Here is an 18,951-nt window from a genome sequence, read left to right as displayed (position 1 = left end):
GAATCAGGCAAACTGCTGGGGATTTTTACCCGTCACAGCTTGATAAAATGCCTGTATTTTTTTCAGGTCTGACTCATAGTTTCCGCTGGTAAAGAACATGGGGCCAAAGCCACCAACCTTCTTTTTAAAATCCAGAAAACCCAGTGCAATGGGAACCCCGGCACCGTGAGCAACGTAGTAAAAGCCACTTTTCCATTGGCGAACCTTGCTACGTGTGCCTTCAGGGGGAATGGCGACAGCCAGTTCTGTGCAGTTGTGGAAGGTGTCGACCATTTGCTGAACCAGGCCATTGGCCTTGCTGCGGTCTACCGGAATTCCACCAAGCCATTTCATGATGCCGCCAAACGGTCCTTTGAACAGGGTGCTTTTTCCCATCCAGAAGAATTTCATGCGAAAACAGAAGGCAAAGGCAATGGTCAGAACAAAGTCCCAGTTACTGGTATGGGGTGCCGCGATGATAACGTACTTCCGGGCGTTGGGGCGCTGGCCTTGCAGTTTCCAGCCGAACAGCTTCAGACCAAGGCGGGATAAGAAGCGAAAACCGCTGTTAACGATAGGCGTATCAAAAATCGTACGACGCATTATTATTATTTAAACCTGATCTTTATGATAGCTCCGGTATTATGCACCGGGGCTATCAGGATACGCTACCCTTTCTTCAGTGTGCGTTGTTTCAATACCTTAGTTGTGGGAGTGCAGCTCATCATTCAGCTCAATGGCTGATTTGTTGGTGAGACATTCCAGGGCACCGGTCAGGGAGTTTCTGCGGAATAGCAGATCGGATTTGCCTGCCAGGTCTCCCGCTTTAACCACGTTAACGACGTTTTTCTGATCATCAAGCACCTGAACCTTACTGGCAGCCGTCAGATAAAGACCGGCTTCGATAATGCAGCGGTCGCCCAACGGAATGCCCAGACCGGCATTGGCACCGATCAGACAGTTTTCACCGACGGAGATAACGGTGTTATTGCCGCCGGAAAGGGTGCCCATGGTGCTGCATCCACCACCAAGATCAGAGCCTTCGCCAACCATGACACCGGCGGAAACACGACCTTCAATCATGCTCTTGCCTTCGGTACCGGCATTGAAGTTGATAAAGCCTTCGTGCATGACGGTAGTGCCTGCACCAACATAAGCCCCCAGGCGAACCCTGGCAGTATGGGCGATACGGACACCTGCAGGCACAACGTAGTCAGTCATTTTCGGGAATTTATCCACGGAGTTGACACTCAGCACCCGGCCTTCTGTACGGGCTTTGAGCTGGTGTGCTGGCAGTTCTTCCAGGTCAATGGCGCCTTCACTGGTCCAGGCTACGTTAGGCAGCAGTGGGAAAATGCCCTGAAGGTTGGTGTCGTGTGGTTTTACCAGACGATGTGACAGGAGATGCAGTTTGAGATAAGCCTCGGGGGTGCTGGCAGGCGCCTCATCGGTCTCCAGAATGGTGATCACACGGGGTTGTTTACTCTCTTCCAGGCTTCGTGTGATGGTGGCCAGTTCAGTCTGCTCGATATCAACAAACAGATCTTCCAATGCATGCAGGGTTTTGCTGTCCAGCTCAATAAACTCATTACCCCCAGTGTAGTTAACCAGTTTGGTAATACTTTCCAGCAGTTCTGGCGCTGGATTAAGGATAGGCTTTGGATAGAATACTTCCAGCCACTGGTCTTTCCGGTTTTTGCTGCCAACACCAATGGCCAGACTGAAATGCGGCTTACTCATGAACGTTCCTTCAGTTTGATCGTCTGCTATGAAAATAAATTGCGGTATTGTTGCTCAGAAAAGCCCAACAACTTCTGGCTGCCCGTATCCAGCAAGGGACGTTTAATCATGGCGGGTTGCTCCAGCATCAGGGTAATCGCCCGCTCTGCATTAATCGCTGATTTTTCTTCTTCAGGAAGTTTCCGCCAGGTGGTTCCACGGCGATTTAACAGTGCCTCCCAGCCCAGGTCATCCGCCCACTGTTCCAGCAGGTCTTTCGGCAGGCCATCTTTCCTGTAGTCATGAAAACGGTACTCAACACCCGCACCTTCCAGCCAGCGGCGTGCTTTCTTTATGGTGTCGCAGTTTGGTATGCCATATAAGGTGATGGACACTGTGCCTCCTGTGGTAAAGTAAGCCCTGGTTCAAAAGCAATGACTATGCGTTGCGCAAACTGAGGCTAAAGCGCTCAGCAGTGGCTGCAAAAAGTGAGCAAAGCATACACGCATCCGGAGCTGTTTGCCTAGGCGGTTGTTCGGGAATTAGCTATTGAAAAACTCTCTGGCCCATGGACTAAAATGAAAAATTAGCAATGCAGCCTGAAAGTCAAGACTCGTTTCAGTCTCAGCATCGTTGGTTCTTACCAATAGGTGATCAATGGGTATATTCGGGTGATCGCTACCCAGATAAGCCCAGCATTTATGATCCAGACAAGGGGCGTGTCATCATGCTCCCGGTGGAGTGGCAGAACGACAAACCCATTATCAAATGGCAAGAAACCTGGTTTTTAAAAACCAGGTAGTCCTACCTTCTAACACTGACGCTTTCGGAAAGCCTCCAGCGCTGATGGGTTAATTCAATGGGTACAGAGTCTTATTTTGACCCTGTATAAATTTTGTTTTCATCACCAAGTGCTGTTCTTAATCGTTCGATACGACGGCGATTGGTACCGAAATCATAATAGCCAACACGAGAGGAGGAGCGGACATCGACAGTGCTGTTCGGTCGGATAATTAGTATCAGGTCGTCCTTGAATTTCAGCCAGGGGGTGGTGAACACCGTAATAATGATCTGGTCATTGCTGCTGAGGATCTCTGCATTGGGCCAGCTCTGTAAAGTGCCTATCAGTTTTTCCTTGATCTGTGAGGTATCCGATTGATGAAAGGTGAGGGGGGCAATATTTTGTTTGCCGTAAGCGAGGCTGCTGACGCAGTTCGGGCTTTTTGGGCAGGTGAGTTCCGGGATCTCAGCATGTCCCCAAACGCTGGACAGTAATAAAAATAGTGGCAGGATGCAGTGCGCGGATTTATTCACTGTTCTTGGTTCCTTGCAAAAAATGGTGGTGATTTATTTATCACTAAACAAGAAGGACACAACGTTTTCCAGTTGTATTGCCACCTTTTTGCTGTTGCTGAATCCCTATTCATGGAAGCATCCTCTTTGGGCCGGGGTTGTTCAGTGTGTTGAAAAGTGAGCGATCTGTAAAGCCGTTGACAAGGTAAATCCCGTCATAAGCAAGCCGATATATCAAGCAGAATGCGGTGAAAAATACAGGGTTTATGGTTTGAATCAGGTGCAGGGATCAGAGCATCATTGCTCTTTTTTGGGAAAATATGGTCGTTGCCAGGATACGGCGGAGCCAGGAAGCCGGTTTTGCTTCTGGCATGACCCTGATGTGGATAAAACCGGTGATGAGGTAAAAGCCCGGCTGGAAACGAGGGCAGAAACGGGGCGGCCCATGGAGGGGTTCATTCTTCGTAAGGCTAACCTGGATAACATCGACCTGGTGAACCATAGTGGTGGCAACCCCTACCAATTGGTTAATTGTGATTTGAGCAGGGCCAGTCTGTGTAATGGGCATTTTTATCGTGTGGATCTGTCAGGTTCCCGACTGTTAAAAGCAAATCTTGCCAATGCCAACCTGCACAGGGCAAATCTTGAGGGTTGCAATCTGCTGGGTGTGAATCTGAAGAACAGTCTGCTGGACCATGTTCACTGGGGCGATAAGCTTTACCAGGAAAGAGAAGCTGCTGCCAATCCTGACAATGCCGGGGCATTGTTCGAAGAAGCGGAGGAATCCGCCAGAAATATTCGCCGCCATTGTGAAAACCTTGGAATGATGAGGGTAGCCGGTCGTTTTTACTATCAGGAAAGGGTCTTTCACCGGTTGCAGATGCCTAAATACTCACGGCAACGAATGCTTTCCTATCTGGTTGATAAAATCAGTGGTTATGGTGAATCGCCTTTGCGCGTGGTGTTTTTTTCCATGGCTTTAATTCTTTTCTGCTCTTTCATTTATCTGTTCACCGGGATTCAGGATGGCGACAGTGTGGTTCGATTCAGCCAAAATCTTGAGCTGGTACAGAACCTCCGGTATTGGCTTGATTGTCTTTATTTCAGCGTGGTGACATTTACTACCCTGGGCTACGGTGATCTGACCCCATTGGGGCTGTCCCGAATGGTCGCTGCCTGTGAAGCATTCACTGGCAGTTTTTCTCTGGCACTTTTTGTCGTACTGTTCGTCAAGAAGACGATTCGCTAAACGGGTTTAGTTGTTTGTTGAATACGCCTCCGCTTCCTCCGGGTCACAGCTGATGGCAGCATGTGGCTGGCCCTGAAGCAGCTTTTTAAAATGCTCTCTCTGGATATGCACCAGCTCCCGGTGATTACCTCCCTGAAAGTAAAGGTCCTGAACGGCGTTGAGCTCATCATCCCAGCAGGTTTTCATACCATAGGCAATGCCCATGGCAGGCACTGCTCCCATCTCGCAGTCCGGGAAAAGCTCCTCAAGGCGGTGTTCGCTGGCAAGGTGAAGCTGTCGATTCAGTTTTGCGTTTATCCATCGCGGCATTAATTTGTTCATGGAGGGAACGATGGCCATAACGTAACCTTCCTCATCTTCAAGAACGACGGCTTTGGCCATGTTTTTAACAGGAACACAGGCGACATGGGCAATGTTGAGCGCGCGGTCGGAATAAGGGTGACTGACCACTTCATAATCTACCTGGTTATGATTTAAAAAAGCCTGAAGTTTTGGAGCGATAGACATCAGACACACCCTCAAAAATCATTCGCAGAAATATTGAACAGCTGTTTTATAAAGTCTATACGCAAAGTTGTTGAAATATTGTTCAATATGCAGCGGTTTTTAAGCTAAAAAAGTATTAATAACTTTGTTTTAATATCGTTATTTGCCATTCTCGGAATAGACCGTAAAATGAACACCTTCCAGTGGTTATTGATAACACTGACTGTTAAAATAGATACGTCATCTGCAGGGTTTGAAAATCAAGCCCCTCGTTAGCATCATTCAGGTAGGCATTGGAGTAGTGCATCCAGCCATAGCTGACTTCAAATGGCTTACTCTCCCCAAGGTTCAGCCCAACCATTGCCCGGGTTTCAAACTGCCAGTGTCCCCCCATATTGATGCCGGACGGATGTTGCTGCTCAATATCCTCTTTGCTCTGATAACTGACGCTAACACCAAGATCCAGAAAAGGTGAGGTTTCAGCAAATAAAGGGCTGGTGCTGGTGAAGCGAAAAACAGGGCTCAGGCTTATTTGTTTTACCCTGTCAGCGCCAATTCCAGGGATATCGTCAGTGGGATTTAAGCGGCTTCTCCATTGGCTTAAAGCCAGTTCAACATAACTTTGTATAAGAACGTTGTGAGTAGACCAGAGTTCATCCGAAAGTTCCCAGGCCAGACCCAGCCGGTATTGATCGATTTCTGCATGCCGGTTGGTAAAAGGTGAAAAAAACTGCCCATAGGCGAAGCTGGCTCTGTCCGGTAGCAGGGCGGCATGAGTCAATAGTGGCAAGGTTGGGATTACTGCAAGAAGAAATATCTTTTTCATCCGGAAATCCTTTTTAGCAGGTGGTGGCTAAACGCACTAGCGGAACCGCCTGCTGATCGTTTTTATTCTGATTAATGTCTCCTGATTTATATCACGAATTAACAAAATCCTCATCCTGTCTTAAGTCCCGCTTTACGAATTGAACAAGAAAGGCTGAAGGGATTGAAAGCAACGTAATCGCGGTTGCCCCACCTACTGTTTTAGAGGTTTGGTAGATGAAGTGACAAAGTTATTGATGTGACGGGTGAACTTGTCGTGCCGATCTAAAGGGCTATTCCAGCTGTGCTCGGCAGGCAGTGTAGTCACCTTGCCGATATGGCCGAGACCATGGGCTACCCTGCCTATGTTTGGAACAATATCTCCCTGAATGTTGTAATGGGTGATATATCTGGCAGCCTGTGCTTTGGTCTTTTCTGGTATCGAATCTCGCATCTCTTTGCCCAGCTCTGCGCTGGAAAAGCAAATGGCCTTCACCGGTTTATCCAAAGACAGAGCGGCGTAAGCTGCTTCCCCTCCGCCTTTGGAGTGCCCTGAAACTGTGAAGGTAAAACCATTATAAACGGGGTCGCTGGCCACCATCATTTGCACATTTTGGGTTAACTGTCTCGCCTGCTCATAGCTATCAGGGGTTTTTCCTAATACGGCATTTTTAGCATTGGCAATCCACTGATTAAGAGAGAAGATGCCATTCAGTAAAGCGCGCTTGCCGAGTCCTCCAGTACTCTCCCCTGAGGTTGTGCCACCAAATACCAGACGAACCTCTTTTGTTACCGGGTTATGAAGAATATAAGCGGTTAAGCCGGATTTTTTATCATGAATCAGGCCTTCTGAACCTTTCACAGAGAGTCCGGTTACTTTGGCAGCATCTAACGCCAGAGGCCGAGCCGTGTCCCACTGTCCAAAGTTCAGATGTTTTGCTACTTCTGGATCAATACCGGGCTGTGATTTAACCATTTCTGTGGCACTAGCCACTTTCTCCAGTGATCGATGGTAGGGAAAGGCTGCTATTTGAGCATCAATCGCCAGTTGAAATTTTTTTTCTGCACTAACTGGAGGTTCAGATTTAACGGCATAAGATTTAGATGATTTTGCAATCAGAGTCTCCACGGTTTCAGGAGGCTTACCAAAAAGAGATTGAAAGAACCCCCGGACTCTCCCGGGTTGAGCATGAGTTCCTGGTTGAAACTTTCTGAAGCTATCACTTTTTCCACTCTCTACTACATTGCTGTTATCTTTAGGAGATAACCCTGCCGCCGCTGATTGAAACTTTGGTGCCGAGCCTGGTGCCCCATCTACACCGAAACTCATATTGGCACCCCCGGGTGATTTGGTGAAACCTTGGCAAGTTCCTGTTCCTCATCAGCCAGTTCTGATGCCAGAGTATCAGCCAAATGAATAAAATTCATTAAAAGGCTTTCAAACCCATTGGTACTGAGATTATCAATCGGATGACCGGTCATCAGGTAGATACCATAGCCTTCCGGATCAATAGAAAACCAGGCTCCCTGAAGCTTGTCCGGGACTCCATTGAGCGTCAGTAATTGCAATGCTCTGCCGTTTCGGGTCTCTGGGTCGGATGGGAGTCTGGCGACAAGTCTATGAAATAACAACAGGTCGCTGCTTTCTGGCAGCTCAACCACCGCCGCAATCTCATTCTTTTCATTAAACAGCGTACAGGCACTATCTATCATGGGGAACTTCTGACCAGAAAGGTCATTAAGATGTTGTATCAGCAGCTCGAAGTGCTCATGTGAATCTGACATTAGCTTAAACCTGTAAAAACCTACTAAACGGTCGTTTTCAATAGCCCTGTGAAATGTAGTCAGTATAAAGTGATGGCCACGACGTTAACTGATGCCGTTCTGGCAGACTTAACGCTTTCAACCGTTTATGGATCTTCATCACAAAGGCACTGGTTTCTACCATATGCCTTTTTTTCTGTTCATCCTGAAGAAAAGCGTCAACATCACGTTTTATTCTGCTCCACTGTTTTTCGTTTCCTGGCACCGGGGTAGAGATATTGAGCAGATCTTGCAGATCTTGCAGATCTTGCCGAAGGGATTGAGGTCGACCCAGTATCTTCCGGGTGTGTTTTATTCCGGAAATGCCCTGATCCAGAACCCACTGCATTCTGGCCTCCTCTGCCTCCCTGACCGCAGCCGGATTTAATTGGGCAAGCGCATTAATGGGCGATTTGTGCTTAAGGCTTTCCTTAACGAAGGGCCTGATAATAGACCCTTTCAGGTGAAAGATAACGTTATCCTCGGATTTTAGCGGCTTGAGTAATTGAATATCCTCAGCGGAAAAACAACAGTTTGAGTAAAAGTAATCAAGTTGCAAATCACGCGTGAGCTCTTTATTTAAGATGGGTACTCTTCCGGCTTCCGCGATTCTGGAACCGAGATGGTCAATATCATCTTTCAGAGAGGCCAAAACGGCATTAGTCGCATCAGCGTCATGCCCCGAACTGCGGTTGAACTGTTCAATCAGATGCCGGCTCTCAGGTCTGATGAGATCATCTTGATGTTTAACAATCTTTGCAATCAATGGCGATATTGATTCCATGATGTTTTTTTGCCGCCCTATATCCTTCTCAGAGCGTAAAAGAGTAAGTTTTTCCTGCAAGCCATGCAGCTGATTATACAATTCAAGCTCCTGAATAACCCCGGCCAGATCCTTGTTCAGCCAGGACACAAAATCCTCATAAACTATTTTTCCTTTGCGAAGTTCATGAATTTTTGTAATAACCATCGGGGAGCTCTCCCCGGTCTCAGGAACACGCTTGATATTCTCCCGAGCGTTTGGTAATTCTGGTATTCTCCTTGCTCTCTTCAGCTTTTTTTCAATCGTTTGCCCGAGCGTATGCCAATGCCTGAATACCCCTGTGGCAAAAGACGAGGACTCTTTTTTTTCAGAGCAATCATCGGGCTTCGTTACGGAAACAGGCTTTTGACCTGTCCCATCGGACGGTTTTATTGGCATAATTATCCCTGATATATGCCCCTGATGCCGAAGAAAATTCACCATATAAGATCCTTTGCTGATGCTTATATAGTAGGTGGTAAACCGGTCATTGATTACCGAGGCTAAAGGTCTGCTAACGTGCCATCACAAAATCAGTGGGTTGAAACATCAACAGCCCCGGGGGCGTTTTCAACTGTATCGGACAGGGAACCTGTTTTTTTATGGTTTTCTGCAACCTGATGCTCACCTGTCGACAACGCAAAGAGCTTATCGGTACAGCTGAGGGGGCTCAGCTGTCACTTCATAAGCATCAGCGACTTCTCACAGAAACGCTTCTGCTACCACCGCCAATGCACTGTAAAAGCCGCTCTGATCAGCCTCAGCCAACAGTTGCATATTCTGGCCGACCGTGGACACCACACGTTAATGCTTAGCCATCCAACTTCTGTTTCAGAATGTGATTGACCATGCCGGGGTTGGCTTTACCTTTAGACGCTTTCATACACTGACCCACAAAGAAGCCGATCATTTTACCGCGTTTGTCCTCTGGAGCCACACGATAATTCTCAACCTGCTGGGCATTGTTGGCCAGCACTTCATCGATCATGGCTTCAATGGCACCGGTATCGGTTACCTGCTTAAGGCCTTTTTTCTCGATCACTTCATCGGCAGTGCTGCACTCACCTTGCCAGAGCACTTCAAAGACCTCTTTGGCGATCTTGCCGGAGATGGTGTTGTCTTTGATGCGCCTGATCAGGCCGCCGAGCCTGTCGGCAGTCACCGGACTGTCGCTGATGGCCATGCTGTGCTGATTCAGGGATCTGGACAGTTCACCCATGATCCAGTTAGCAGACAGTTTAGCATCATCACTGGCATGGACAGTGGCTTCAAAGTAGATGGCAGTCGCCTGGTCAGCGGAAAGTATTTCGGCATCGTAATCACTCAGGCCAAAATCAGCGATAAATCGTGCTTTTTTGGCATCGGGCATTTCCGGCATTTCAGCCTTCAGTTTTTCAAGACGACTGTCGTCAATAACAACCGGCAGCAGGTCAGGGCAGGGGAAGTAGCGGTAATCGTTTGCTTCTTCTTTGCTGCGCATAGAGCGGGCTTCGCCGGTATCACCGTTATAGAGACGGGTCTCCTGGATAACGGTTCCGCCATCTTCAATCAAGTCGATCTGGCGTTCTACCTCTTTGAGGATGGCGGCCTCCATAAACTTGAAGGAGTTCAGGTTTTTGGTTTCCGTGCGGGTGCCGAACTCTTTTTGTCCTTTCGGACGAACGGAGACGTTAACATCAAACCGCATGGAACCCTGGGACATATCGCCATCGCAGATGCCCAGTGTAGTCACAATAGAATGCAGCTTTTTGGCAAAGGCAACCGCTTCCTCTGCATTGCGGATATCAGGTTCTGTGACAATCTCAATCAGGGGAGTGCCAGCGCGGTTCAGGTCAATCCCTGACATGCCATGCTCTCCATTAAAAGAACCTTCGTGCAGGCTTTTGCCCGCATCTTCCTCAAGGTGAGCGTGGTGGATGCGAATGCTTTTAGTGGAGCCATCCGCCAATGTGATATCCACATGACCAGCGCCCACTATTGGCTTTTCCAGCTGGGTGGTCTGATAGCCTTTAGGCAGATCCGGGTAGAAGTAGTTTTTACGCTCGAAAACATTCACCTTGTTTATTTCGGCATCGATGCACAGGCCAAACTTAATGGCCATATTGATGGCTTCTTCGTTAACCACGGGCAGGATGCCAGGCAGGCCAAGGTCTACCGCACAGGCCTGGGTGTTGGGTGCGGCACCAAAGGCGGTGGATGCACCGGAGAATATCTTGGTTTTAGTGGCGAGCTGGACGTGAATCTCCAGCCCGATAACAGTTTCCCATTGCATATTACTGTGTCCTATACCTTGTCCTGGAGCAGTGACCTAAACCAATGCCGGAGATTTCTGGTGCCAGTCGGTCGCCTGCTGGAAGCGGTGGCCAATATTCAACAGACGGGCTTCGTCAAAGTGCTGGCCAATGATCTGCAGGCCGACAGGGCGCTGGTTTGCCATACCTGCGGGAACGGATAATCCGGGCAGGCCTGCCAGGTTAACCGACAGTGTATAGATATCCGAGAGGTACATGGCGACCGGATCATTGCTCATGGAGCCAATGTCAAAGGCGGATGTCGGGGCGTTAGGGCCCATGATGACATCACACTCTTTGAAGGCGTTGAGGAAGTCATCACGGATCAGGCGACGGATCTGCTGGGCCTTGCGGTAATAAGCGTCGTAGTAACCTGCAGAGAGGGCGTAGGTGCCCACAATAATACGACGTTTGACTTCTTCACCAAAACCTTCGCTGCGACTGCGAATATAGAGATCCATCAAATCCTTTGGATCTTTGCAGCGATAGCCGAAACGGACTCCATCAAAGCGGGACAGGTTAGAAGACGCTTCGGCCGGTGCAATAACGTAATAGGCCGGAATGCACAGTTCGGCATTAGGCAGGCTGATGTCCTTAACCTTTGCCCCCAGCTTTTCGTATTCGGCAATGGCATGTCGAATCTGTTGTTCCACTTCACTGTCCAGACCGGCGGTGAAGTACTCTTTTGGCAAACCGATGGTCAGGCTATCCAGTGAGTCGTTCAGCGTTGCGGTATAGTCTGGAACGTCGTGGTTCAGACAGGTGGAATCGCGTTCGTCAAAGCCGGCCATGGTGTTCAGCATCATGGCGGCATCTTCAGCAGAACGGGCCATCGGGCCAGCCTGGTCAAGGCTGGATGCATAGGCGACCATACCCCAGCGAGAAACCCTGCCATAGGTCGGCTTAAGTCCGGTAATACCGCAGTGCGAGGCTGGCTGGCGAATGGAGCCGCCGGTATCTGTGCCGGTGGCACCAGCTGCCAGCAAGGCTGCTACGGCTGCTGCTGAACCGCCGGAGGAGCCGCCGGGAATTGCAGATTTGTCCCATGGGTTTTTGACCGGGCCATAATGGCTGTTTTCATTGGAAGAGCCCATGGCAAACTCGTCCATATTGGTTTTGCCCAGCATAACGGCACCAGCATCCCTGAATTTGCCAGTGACCGTGGACTCATAAGGCGCAACAAAGTTGTCCAGCATTTTTGAGCCGCAGGAGGTCTTGACGCCCTCTGTGCAGAACAGGTCTTTATGGGCAACGGGAATGCCGGTCATGGCATTGGCATTGCCAGCAGCACGGCGTTTATCGGCGGCGGCTGCCTGTGCCAGGGCCAATGCTTCAGTTACCGTGATAAAGCTGTTGATGTCGCCATCAAATTGCCTGATTCGGTCAAGGTAGGTTTGGGTCAATTCGACACTGGATATTTCGCCGCTGGCTAATGCCCGGCTCTGTTCTGCAATGGTTTTCTTGTACATGGGATTCGGTCGGTTGGATGACGTAGTTCGTAGGGCGGTTCCCGATCAGGGGAGTCGACCACCTGGTTGTTTCGGGTGTCGGCTCGCATGCGAACCGAACGGCTTCCTTACTCAATAACACGGGGAACCAGGAAGAGGCCTTCTTCAACGGCAGGCGCACAGCTCTGTAACGTCTCCCGCTGGTTTTCTTCGGTGACTTCGTCAGGGCGCAGGCGCTGGATGGCATCCAGTGGGTGGGCCAGGGGTTCCACACCTTGTGTATCAACGGCCTGCATCCGATCGACCAGTTCCAGTATGCTGCTGATGGTGGCAGCGGTTGCTTCAACTGTATCTTCGTCAATGGACAGACGAGCAAGTTTTGCAACCTTTTTGACTCCAGAGGCGTCGATGGCCATTGGTAGGGGTTCTCCGTAAATGAATAACAGTGAGCGAGATGCTCGCCCAATAGGAGGCTGTCTATGAAAATGACGGAAATAGACTGACAGGAGCATTTTCACAATAAATTAGGCTCTTGTAGGATTTCAGACTGCTACTGGGTTGAACATTGCTGAAGCCCTTTATCTACAAAGGTTGTCAGCATATTGTCCGGTAATGTTGCCCAATCCTTGTTTTTCGTGACCTACAGTCAGTTTTCACTGTAGAGCAGTTCGTAATCAAAATAGAGCCTAAATTAAATAAGACGCTAATGTATGGGCTGCCTGCTTATTTCTCAAGGGTTTGTCGGGTGATCCATGGGATGTTTACCTGAAATATCTCTGCAGGAATGGTAAATGGGGTGTCGGTTAGGGTAAAAATACCGTAATGTCGTTTTATAAACACAAGGATCTTCACCTGTTTTTTTGGCAAATCCCGGGATAACAACCACCGTTTGAATTCGTTTCCTGACGCAAAAGTTCAGGCGCAGTTCCCTCATTGCACAATTGCTGCTTGCCCTCTGGTGGCAGCATTGTTAGAGTTTCTGGAATTATCCAAGCCTTGAATCAAGGTACACCATAACATGCTGAAAAGGTTACGTGGCCTGTTTTCCAGCGATCTCTCGATCGACCTTGGAACAGCCAATACTCTGGTCTATGTCCGCGAAAAGGGCATAGTGTTAAATGAACCCTCTGTGGTTGCTATCCGCAATCTCGGCAATCAGAAGAGCGTAGTGGCTGTTGGTGCCGATGCCAAGCGGATGCTGGGCCGAACCCCCGGCAATATTACCGCTATTCGTCCCATGAAGGATGGTGTGATAGCAGATTTTGATGTCTGCGAGCGTATGCTGCAGCACTTTATTAACAAAGTGCATGAGAACAGTTTTATTCAGCCCAGTCCCCGTGTGCTGGTCTGCGTACCCTGCAAATCAACCAAGGTTGAAAAGCGGGCGATCCGTGAATCGGTGCTGGGTGCCGGTGCCCGGGAAGTTTATTTGATCGAAGAGCCTATGGCAGCGGCTATTGGTGCCGGACTTCCGGTTGAAGAAGCCAGCGGTTCCATGGTGGTGGATATCGGTGGTGGTACCACGGAGATTGCCATTATCTCCCTCAGTGGTGTTGTCTACTCTGAATCCGTGCGCATTGGCGGTGACCGTTTTGACGATGCAATTGTCACTTATGTCCGCCGCAACTACGGCAGCCTGATCGGTGATGCTACGGCTGAACGCATCAAGCAGGAAATTGCCATTGCCTATCCAAGTGATGAGCTACTGGAAATTGATGTGCGCGGGCGTAACCTGGCAGAAGGTATTCCCCGGAGCTTTACCCTGAACAGTGGCGAGATTCTGGAAGCGCTTCAGGAGTCGCTGACAGCCATTGTCCAAGCCGTCAAGAGTGCTCTGGAACAATCTCCGCCAGAACTGGCTTCTGATATTGCCGAGCGTGGTCTGGTTCTGACCGGTGGTGGAGCACTGCTGCGGGATCTGGATAAACTGATCAGTGAAGAAACCGGCTTACCGGTTCTGGTCGCGGAAGATCCGCTCACCTGTGTGGCTCGTGGCGGTGGCAGGGCCATCGAGATGATGGATAAGCACCGTATGGATCTTTTGTCCACGGATTAACGCCCGGCGTCTCTGTTAGCCAAGCATCTGTTTTGGAATATGATCAGCAATATTTCTCCTGGAAGTATTGCTGATTCGCTATTTTGGTTTCTGATGTGGCATTTTCAAGACAAATAAGTTCTGAGGCCTGGTAAGGAGCAGGTTATTAAACCGATTTTCAGTCAACGCCAGTCACTGGTCACACGCTTTGTTTTGCTGATCATCCTGTCATTGGCGATGTTGTATTTTGATCATAGCTATCGAGCCTTGTCACAAGTTCGCCAGTGGCTGACTGTTGCTGCTACGCCTGTTCTGTTTCTTGCTGACCTTCCCGGGCGTATCTGGGGAACCGCTTCACAGGTGGTGATGTCGCATAACGACTTGTTAAAGGAAAACGCTCGTCTCAAAGCACGCAACCTGATCCTTGAACAGAAAGTCCAGAAGCTTGCCTCATTAACTGCCCAGAATATTCGTCTGCGGGAGTTGCTGAACTCTTCTGAACTGGTGGATGAGCAAGTGCTGGTTGCAGAGGTGGTTGGCATTGACCCTGATCCTTTCCGGCACAGGGTGATCATTAATAAGGGAGCTATTGATAAGGTCTATGAAGGCCAGGCCATTCTTGATGCTCATGGCGTCATGGGGCAGGTTATTGAAGTCAGTCCCGTTAGCAGTCGGGTGTTGATGCTGACCGATATGGCGGCACGAATTCCTGTGCAAAATCACCGAACCAAATATCGAGCTATTGCTGCAGGGACTGGTCGTTCGGATCGTCTTGATCTGCTGCATATTCCTGTTACTGAAGATTTTCAGGAGGGTGATCTGCTGACCAGTTCGGGGCTGGGGGGAACCTATCCTGAAGGATACCCGGTGGGGGTGGTTACCGGGGTTATGCATAATCCCGGCGATGCCTTTGCTTCCATTGCAGTGCAGCCGCTTGCTGAAGTGAATAGAAGCCGGGTTGTGTTGTTGGTTTTTCGGGAGGTCAGCAGCCTGATTGTGCCAACAGATGCTACAGAGGCAGATCCTTCGGAGACAGGAGCGGGAAAGAAGACAGATGAGGTACAGCAATAATGGTGCAGCAGTCTAATGCTCACTGGGTGGTGTGGATGACCCTGCTGGTGGGGGCGGTATTCAGTATTATGCCATTGCCTGAGTGGTTATCACTGGTTCGCCCTGCCTGGCTGCCGCTGGTGGTTATATATTGGGTTCTGGCATTGCCGGAGCGGTTTGGTCTGTTTTTTGCCTTCATCGCCGGTTTGCTTCTGGATGTGTTTCAGGGAAGTCTGTTTGGTCTGAACTCCCTGGGTATGCTGGTGGTCGTTTTTATTGTACTCAGCCTGCATCGGCGACTGAGGTTATTTCCTGTCTGGCAACAGGCTTTCATGGTGTTCCTGATGATTGGTTTTTATCAGCTGTTGCTGCTATGGGCTCGCAGTGCGGTAGGGGGCACAATTCCCTCTGTCTGGTATTTGCTGCCGTCAATATCCAGTGCACTGGTCTGGCCCTGGATGATGTCCGGACTACGGTTTCTCAGGCGCTATTTCCGGGTGGTTTAGCCCCTTGGCGAAGGTATCTTTCGGTAAGGCGATCAACAAGGTCTTTCCACTTACCTGGCAAGAAGATTGCAGCGGCATTAAATTGAACAAAAACAACTTGCTCAATATAATCCTTCAATGTTTTTCTCTCCTCTTCAGTTGTAAGCCGCTTTTTCACAGGAAGCTGATCGTATTGATCGTACTTGTCTGAGAAATCAAATGGAAATGCGCGAGCCTCATAATCAGCTGGACCTCCTGAGTGGAATTGAGTGCCTTTACCGACAAGAATGGCATTGAGGGAATCACCCAGTGTGGAAACGCCATTATCAATGAGGGTTCGGATATCCTTAACCAGTGGGTTTAAGACTTCATCCCAGTGCTCAAGACTGAATGGGTTCTGATCTGCTGGTAACACTTTCTTGTTATTCAGTCGTTCGACAGTCTCACGGTAATTTTTGCGGTCCAATACGAAAGCATTTTGATTCGCGTATGCGCTGAATGATGGCGCAATGTAGGTTGCTATTGTGTATGTGACGCCCTCAAATTTCCATCCAATAACAGCGGGTTTGATTTCATTGGTAGGAATACCCAGTTTTTCCAGGTATCTAAGCATCATTAACTCATCATAGAATTGGTGTGGGGCCTGAATCAACGCCAGAGCCTGGCCATTGCCGATATCGTAGAATGTCTTTGAACCACCGCCTCCCAGCTCTTCCAGGAGTTTTATTGTTGTGACGGAATCTGGAGTGATTAACTCCATGGGAATATCACCACCTCTTGCCTTTTCCAATTGTCGATATGCTTCCTTTGGGATCTCCTCCGGGTGATGTAAGGCGTTATCTGCCAAAAAACGATCGTAACGTTCCATTGTAGTTCTGACATCATCATCATGGATGTATCTTTGCCATTGTACTTTGGCTTCTGGAATAACCGGGAGATTTGTAGCCGGGATTCGTAGACCGCTACTTGGCAACTGGTTTTGAACAGGGGTTTGAGCACCGTTCCCTGGTATCTGGTTTTGAGTCATGGTTTGAGGTTTGGCAATTTTTCTGTCGTGGAGGGGCTTGATTGCATATGCAGGATCAACAGCCAGTGAAGGAGGAAGGATAGCATCAGAAACCACAGCGGAAGCAGCATGCCCAAAAAAGGGGGATGTTTGTCTGGCAACAGTATCAGGAATTTTGTTAAACCCGCTCACACAGGTCCATTCACTATTCTGTGTATTATGTTGGGAATCCGTCACTCCACTAATATCAACAGTCGGTCCGATCATAAAAAACTTCCTCTGTTTCTGATTCCATTATTCAGTAGAAATTAAATGCTGGTATGTGATTAATACTCTTCTTTAAAAATTTTGACCGCTATCTAATGAATAAGTTCCAACGCTCAAAAAAGTGTTGCAATACAGGTTGAATATGATCTATGTGGCTTCCCAATCCCCGCAGCTGTTACAACAAATTGGTATCTCCTTTCATAAACTGGTCTGTGCGATTGATGAAGCCCTATGGAATTGTCCCGAAATAATTTCCACATTTTGAACTCGATTTCCGTTCATCCTGAGCTTGTCGAAGGGTGATTGGCACAATACATGAGGCCGGAGTTCACGCCCTTCGACAGGCTCAGGACGAACGTAGTTTTGATATTCAGAAATGTGGATATTATTTCAGGAAAGCTCCTATGTGGTTTTTAATGATCAGTCTGGTCAGTTATTGATCATTATATTGCCTCCGGAGAGCCCACCGATAAAGCCGGTGCCTAAGGTATCCGGAGTTATGGTTGGGTTTTGGTTGTCAGTGTTTCTGGCAGCTATTCAGGCGTTTTCTGACAGACACTGATTAATATGCAGGATAATGCTAAAACTGCACGATGACATCAAACTCACCCAGTGCAATTTCCCGCCGTATATGGATATTGTGCTCTTTCGATTGTTCATAATCTAATTGTGAATGGACAAAACCTTTCTCTTGGAGGTATGGAATTAGGCATTCATCAATATAAGAAAAATAAGTTCTAATATAGTCTACCGTTCTTCTTTTTTGTGGACGAGACATATTCAGTCTCCATTCCCGACCATGAACAGCACTGCTCCAGTCTCCTTCTTTTTTACTCACTTCATCATTTATGGCTGAAATAATTTTTCTGACAATTTTATTATTAGGTGGGATAATCTCAGCAATTTTTTTATCAGTTGATTGTCTTAACTCATCAGTTTTTTTTAAAATATCTTCGACAATTGACTGAGGTATTGCGGGGGTTCCTGAAACAACTCCATTTCTACTGTGGAATATTTCAATATCTCGCTCCCTATCCATAATCTTGTGTGCCTTATTGACGCAACGGTTTAATGCTTCCTCAATGCATTCAATCTCATTTGCAGGTAAAAAAGTACGGACTATTCCTGCAATTTTATCTGCATATCTGGGGAAATAATTCAATAATCCGTAAGCAGGCTCACCTGGCTGTTGTTCACACCCGAGAATGCCCTCAGCAAATTGTCTGTCAGGAAAAACCTCCAGGTCCACAAGGGCAAAACATATCTCTGATGTTTCTGGATCGTACATCAGTGGCAGATTTTGTGGCTTAATATCAGACAGTTTTGTCATGCAGATAAATTTAGCCATTTGCTCAATGGCACTTTCCAGTTTCACCTCATGATTGGCATAATGCCGTAATAATTCGGTAGAGGTACCGTTCAGAATTGGTAACATGTCTTCAATAATAACAGGTACACAGTCTTTACCAATTGATAACGATACAACTCTTGATTCAGGAATTATCAATCGGTTGAAATGATTTTCCCGAGTCAGGTGGGCTGCGTTATTTTGCGATTGACTGCGACACTCCAGTTGCTTTTGATTGTCAGGAATTTTAATGATGATGCTGGGGAAATCAGGAATTGTTATCACGCAAAAACTACCCATTGGGCTCATGTACTTTACACATTCTCCTGCAGATCGTTGCAACACTTCATTCAACGTGGTTTTTTCACTTAAATATGACGAAATTGCCTCCGCATATAACTTGGCTTCCGGGATAATTGGAAGATTTGGGGGCTGGGTTTGTGAACCGCTATCTGGTATCTGAGTTTGTGATCCGCTCCCTGGCGCCTGATTTTGAACCTGGGTTTGTGAACCGATCCCGGGTGTCTGGTTTTGAACCATAGTTTGAGGTTTGATAATTTTTCTGTTATCCAGGCTCTGGGCTGCACAGACCATATTAACAGTCTGTGAAGTAAAAGAGGCAAATACAGAAACCACAGCGGCGACAGCGCGCCCAAAAAAACGGGATGTTTTACTGGCAATAGCATCAGAAAGTTCTTTAAACCAGCTCACGCAGGTCCATTCAGAATTCTGTGCATTACGGGGGGAATCCGTCGTTCGGCTTATATCAACAGTCGGTCCGATCATAAAAACTTCCTCTGTTTCTTATGTTATTATTTTGTAAAAATTAAATGCTGGTATGTAATTAATATCCTTCTGTAAAATTTTGACCTCATATCTAATGAAT

18 protein-coding genes are annotated in these 18,951 nt (G+C 48.1%); 4 read left to right on the top strand and 14 right to left on the bottom strand.

The genetic code is table 11. The features are described from left to right. Positions 1–3: 3 nt before the first annotated feature. The 4 genes from MJO57_RS23640 to MJO57_RS23625 all read right to left on the bottom strand — a co-directional run bounded on the left by MJO57_RS23640 (position 4) and on the right by MJO57_RS23625 (position 3,012). Complete coding sequence (locus tag MJO57_RS23640; protein ID WP_252019209.1) at positions 4–582, bottom strand: lysophospholipid acyltransferase family protein; 579 nt, start codon at positions 580–582, stop codon at positions 4–6. 99 nt (positions 583–681) lie between these two features. Then, a complete protein-coding gene (gene dapD, locus MJO57_RS23635; RefSeq protein ID WP_252019207.1) occupies positions 682–1,719 on the bottom strand; it encodes a 2,3,4,5-tetrahydropyridine-2,6-dicarboxylate N-succinyltransferase in 1,038 nt (345 codons plus the stop codon). Between the two features lie 26 nt (positions 1,720–1,745). Next, positions 1,746–2,093 carry an ArsC family reductase gene (locus MJO57_RS23630; RefSeq protein WP_252019206.1) on the bottom strand — a complete coding sequence of 116 codons (348 nt, stop codon included), beginning with the start codon at positions 2,091–2,093 and terminating at the stop codon, positions 1,746–1,748. Positions 2,094–2,571: 478 nt separating this feature from the next. After that, positions 2,572–3,012 (bottom strand): DUF1499 domain-containing protein, encoded by a 441-nt coding sequence (locus MJO57_RS23625; protein WP_252019204.1) that lies wholly within the window; start codon positions 3,010–3,012, stop codon positions 2,572–2,574. Positions 3,013–3,271: 259 nt separating this feature from the next. Between MJO57_RS23625 and MJO57_RS23620 the strand changes: the two genes are divergently transcribed. Then, positions 3,272–4,240 (top strand): pentapeptide repeat-containing protein, encoded by a 969-nt coding sequence (locus tag MJO57_RS23620; protein ID WP_252027101.1) that lies wholly within the window; start codon positions 3,272–3,274, stop codon positions 4,238–4,240. Between the two features lie 6 nt (positions 4,241–4,246). Here MJO57_RS23620 and MJO57_RS23615 read toward each other — a convergent pair whose 3' ends face one another. The 8 genes from MJO57_RS23615 to gatC form a co-directional block, all read right to left on the bottom strand. Continuing rightward, positions 4,247–4,747, bottom strand: coding sequence for an aminoacyl-tRNA deacylase (locus tag MJO57_RS23615; RefSeq protein WP_252019202.1), 501 nt, complete (start codon positions 4,745–4,747; stop codon positions 4,247–4,249). A 205-nt stretch (positions 4,748–4,952) separates the two neighbouring features. Then, complete coding sequence (locus MJO57_RS23610; protein ID WP_252019200.1) at positions 4,953–5,552, bottom strand: acyloxyacyl hydrolase; 600 nt, start codon at positions 5,550–5,552, stop codon at positions 4,953–4,955. Between the two features lie 192 nt (positions 5,553–5,744). Continuing rightward, positions 5,745–6,860, bottom strand: a complete 1,116-nt coding sequence (locus MJO57_RS23605) for a hypothetical protein (RefSeq protein ID WP_252019198.1) — start codon at positions 6,858–6,860, stop codon at positions 5,745–5,747. Further along, positions 6,857–7,315 carry a CesT family type III secretion system chaperone gene (locus tag MJO57_RS23600; RefSeq protein ID WP_252019196.1) on the bottom strand — a complete coding sequence of 153 codons (459 nt, stop codon included), beginning with the start codon at positions 7,313–7,315 and terminating at the stop codon, positions 6,857–6,859. Before MJO57_RS23600 ends, MJO57_RS23605 begins: the two co-directional genes overlap by 4 nt. Positions 7,316–7,352: 37 nt before the next feature. After that, entirely contained in the window at positions 7,353–8,534 is a 1,182-nt protein-coding gene (locus MJO57_RS23595; protein WP_252019194.1) for a hypothetical protein, read from the bottom strand. A 412-nt stretch (positions 8,535–8,946) separates the two neighbouring features. Continuing rightward, entirely contained in the window at positions 8,947–10,422 is a 1,476-nt protein-coding gene (gene gatB, locus MJO57_RS23590) for an Asp-tRNA(Asn)/Glu-tRNA(Gln) amidotransferase subunit GatB (protein WP_256493372.1), read from the bottom strand. Positions 10,423–10,443: 21 nt separating this feature from the next. Beyond that, positions 10,444–11,895 (bottom strand): Asp-tRNA(Asn)/Glu-tRNA(Gln) amidotransferase subunit GatA, encoded by a 1,452-nt coding sequence (gene gatA / locus MJO57_RS23585; protein WP_252019190.1) that lies wholly within the window; start codon positions 11,893–11,895, stop codon positions 10,444–10,446. A gap of 107 nt (positions 11,896–12,002) precedes the next feature. After that, a complete protein-coding gene (gene gatC, locus MJO57_RS23580) occupies positions 12,003–12,290 on the bottom strand; it encodes an Asp-tRNA(Asn)/Glu-tRNA(Gln) amidotransferase subunit GatC (RefSeq protein ID WP_252019189.1) in 288 nt (95 codons plus the stop codon). Between the two features lie 602 nt (positions 12,291–12,892). Here gatC and MJO57_RS23575 point away from each other — a divergent pair. The 3 genes from MJO57_RS23575 (at position 12,893) to mreD (ending at position 15,465) form a co-directional block, all read left to right on the top strand. Continuing rightward, the gene (locus tag MJO57_RS23575; RefSeq protein ID WP_252019187.1) at positions 12,893–13,930 is read left to right on the top strand and encodes a rod shape-determining protein; all 1,038 of its coding nucleotides are present in this window, start codon (positions 12,893–12,895) and stop codon (positions 13,928–13,930) included. 120 nt (positions 13,931–14,050) lie between these two features. Beyond that, positions 14,051–14,980, top strand: a complete 930-nt coding sequence (mreC, locus tag MJO57_RS23570) for a rod shape-determining protein MreC (protein ID WP_371924907.1) — start codon at positions 14,051–14,053, stop codon at positions 14,978–14,980. Then, the gene (gene mreD, locus MJO57_RS23565) at positions 14,980–15,465 is read left to right on the top strand and encodes a rod shape-determining protein MreD (protein WP_252019183.1); all 486 of its coding nucleotides are present in this window, start codon (positions 14,980–14,982) and stop codon (positions 15,463–15,465) included. The genes mreC and mreD overlap by 1 nt, the downstream gene beginning before the upstream one ends. On the opposite strand, the gene MJO57_RS23560 is transcribed toward mreD, so the two are convergent. After that, positions 15,440–16,717 carry a hypothetical protein gene (locus tag MJO57_RS23560; RefSeq protein ID WP_252019181.1) on the bottom strand — a complete coding sequence of 426 codons (1,278 nt, stop codon included), beginning with the start codon at positions 16,715–16,717 and terminating at the stop codon, positions 15,440–15,442. The two genes, mreD and MJO57_RS23560, sit on opposite strands and share 26 nt — an antisense overlap. Before the next feature lie 580 nt (positions 16,718–17,297). Beyond that, complete coding sequence (locus MJO57_RS23555) at positions 17,298–18,851, bottom strand: hypothetical protein (protein ID WP_252019179.1); 1,554 nt, start codon at positions 18,849–18,851, stop codon at positions 17,298–17,300. Between the last annotated feature and the right edge of the window lie 100 nt (positions 18,852–18,951).

Origin of the sequence: Endozoicomonas sp. SCSIO W0465 (assembly GCF_023716865.1) — a bacterium.
Classification (GTDB): domain Bacteria; phylum Pseudomonadota; class Gammaproteobacteria; order Pseudomonadales; family Endozoicomonadaceae; genus Endozoicomonas.
The sequence above is the reverse complement of the archived record's forward strand: the minus strand, read 5'-3'. Positions and strand labels throughout refer to the sequence as shown.

What these genes read in the sequence shown, in the direction of transcription:
- MJO57_RS23600 (WP_252019196.1), bottom strand. Translation starts at nt 7,315, where the DNA reads ATGTCAGATTCACATGAGCACTTCGAGCTGCTGATACAACATCTTAAT.
- MJO57_RS23575 (WP_252019187.1), top strand. Translation starts at nt 12,893, where the DNA reads ATGCTGAAAAGGTTACGTGGCCTGTTTTCCAGCGATCTCTCGATCGAC.
- MJO57_RS23555 (WP_252019179.1), bottom strand. Translation starts at nt 18,851, where the DNA reads ATGATCGGACCGACTGTTGATATAAGCCGAACGACGGATTCCCCCCGT.
- MJO57_RS23640 (WP_252019209.1), bottom strand. Translation starts at nt 582, where the DNA reads ATGCGTCGTACGATTTTTGATACGCCTATCGTTAACAGCGGTTTTCGC.
- MJO57_RS23605 (WP_252019198.1), bottom strand. Translation starts at nt 6,860, where the DNA reads ATGAGTTTCGGTGTAGATGGGGCACCAGGCTCGGCACCAAAGTTTCAA.
- MJO57_RS23595 (WP_252019194.1), bottom strand. Translation starts at nt 8,534, where the DNA reads ATGCCAATAAAACCGTCCGATGGGACAGGTCAAAAGCCTGTTTCCGTA.
- mreD (WP_252019183.1), top strand. Translation starts at nt 14,980, where the DNA reads ATGGTGCAGCAGTCTAATGCTCACTGGGTGGTGTGGATGACCCTGCTG.
- gatC (WP_252019189.1), bottom strand. Translation starts at nt 12,290, where the DNA reads ATGGCCATCGACGCCTCTGGAGTCAAAAAGGTTGCAAAACTTGCTCGT.
- gatA (WP_252019190.1), bottom strand. Translation starts at nt 11,895, where the DNA reads ATGTACAAGAAAACCATTGCAGAACAGAGCCGGGCATTAGCCAGCGGC.
- MJO57_RS23615 (WP_252019202.1), bottom strand. Translation starts at nt 4,747, where the DNA reads ATGTCTATCGCTCCAAAACTTCAGGCTTTTTTAAATCATAACCAGGTA.
- MJO57_RS23610 (WP_252019200.1), bottom strand. Translation starts at nt 5,552, where the DNA reads ATGAAAAAGATATTTCTTCTTGCAGTAATCCCAACCTTGCCACTATTG.
- MJO57_RS23560 (WP_252019181.1), bottom strand. Translation starts at nt 16,717, where the DNA reads ATGATCGGACCGACTGTTGATATTAGTGGAGTGACGGATTCCCAACAT.
- dapD (WP_252019207.1), bottom strand. Translation starts at nt 1,719, where the DNA reads ATGAGTAAGCCGCATTTCAGTCTGGCCATTGGTGTTGGCAGCAAAAAC.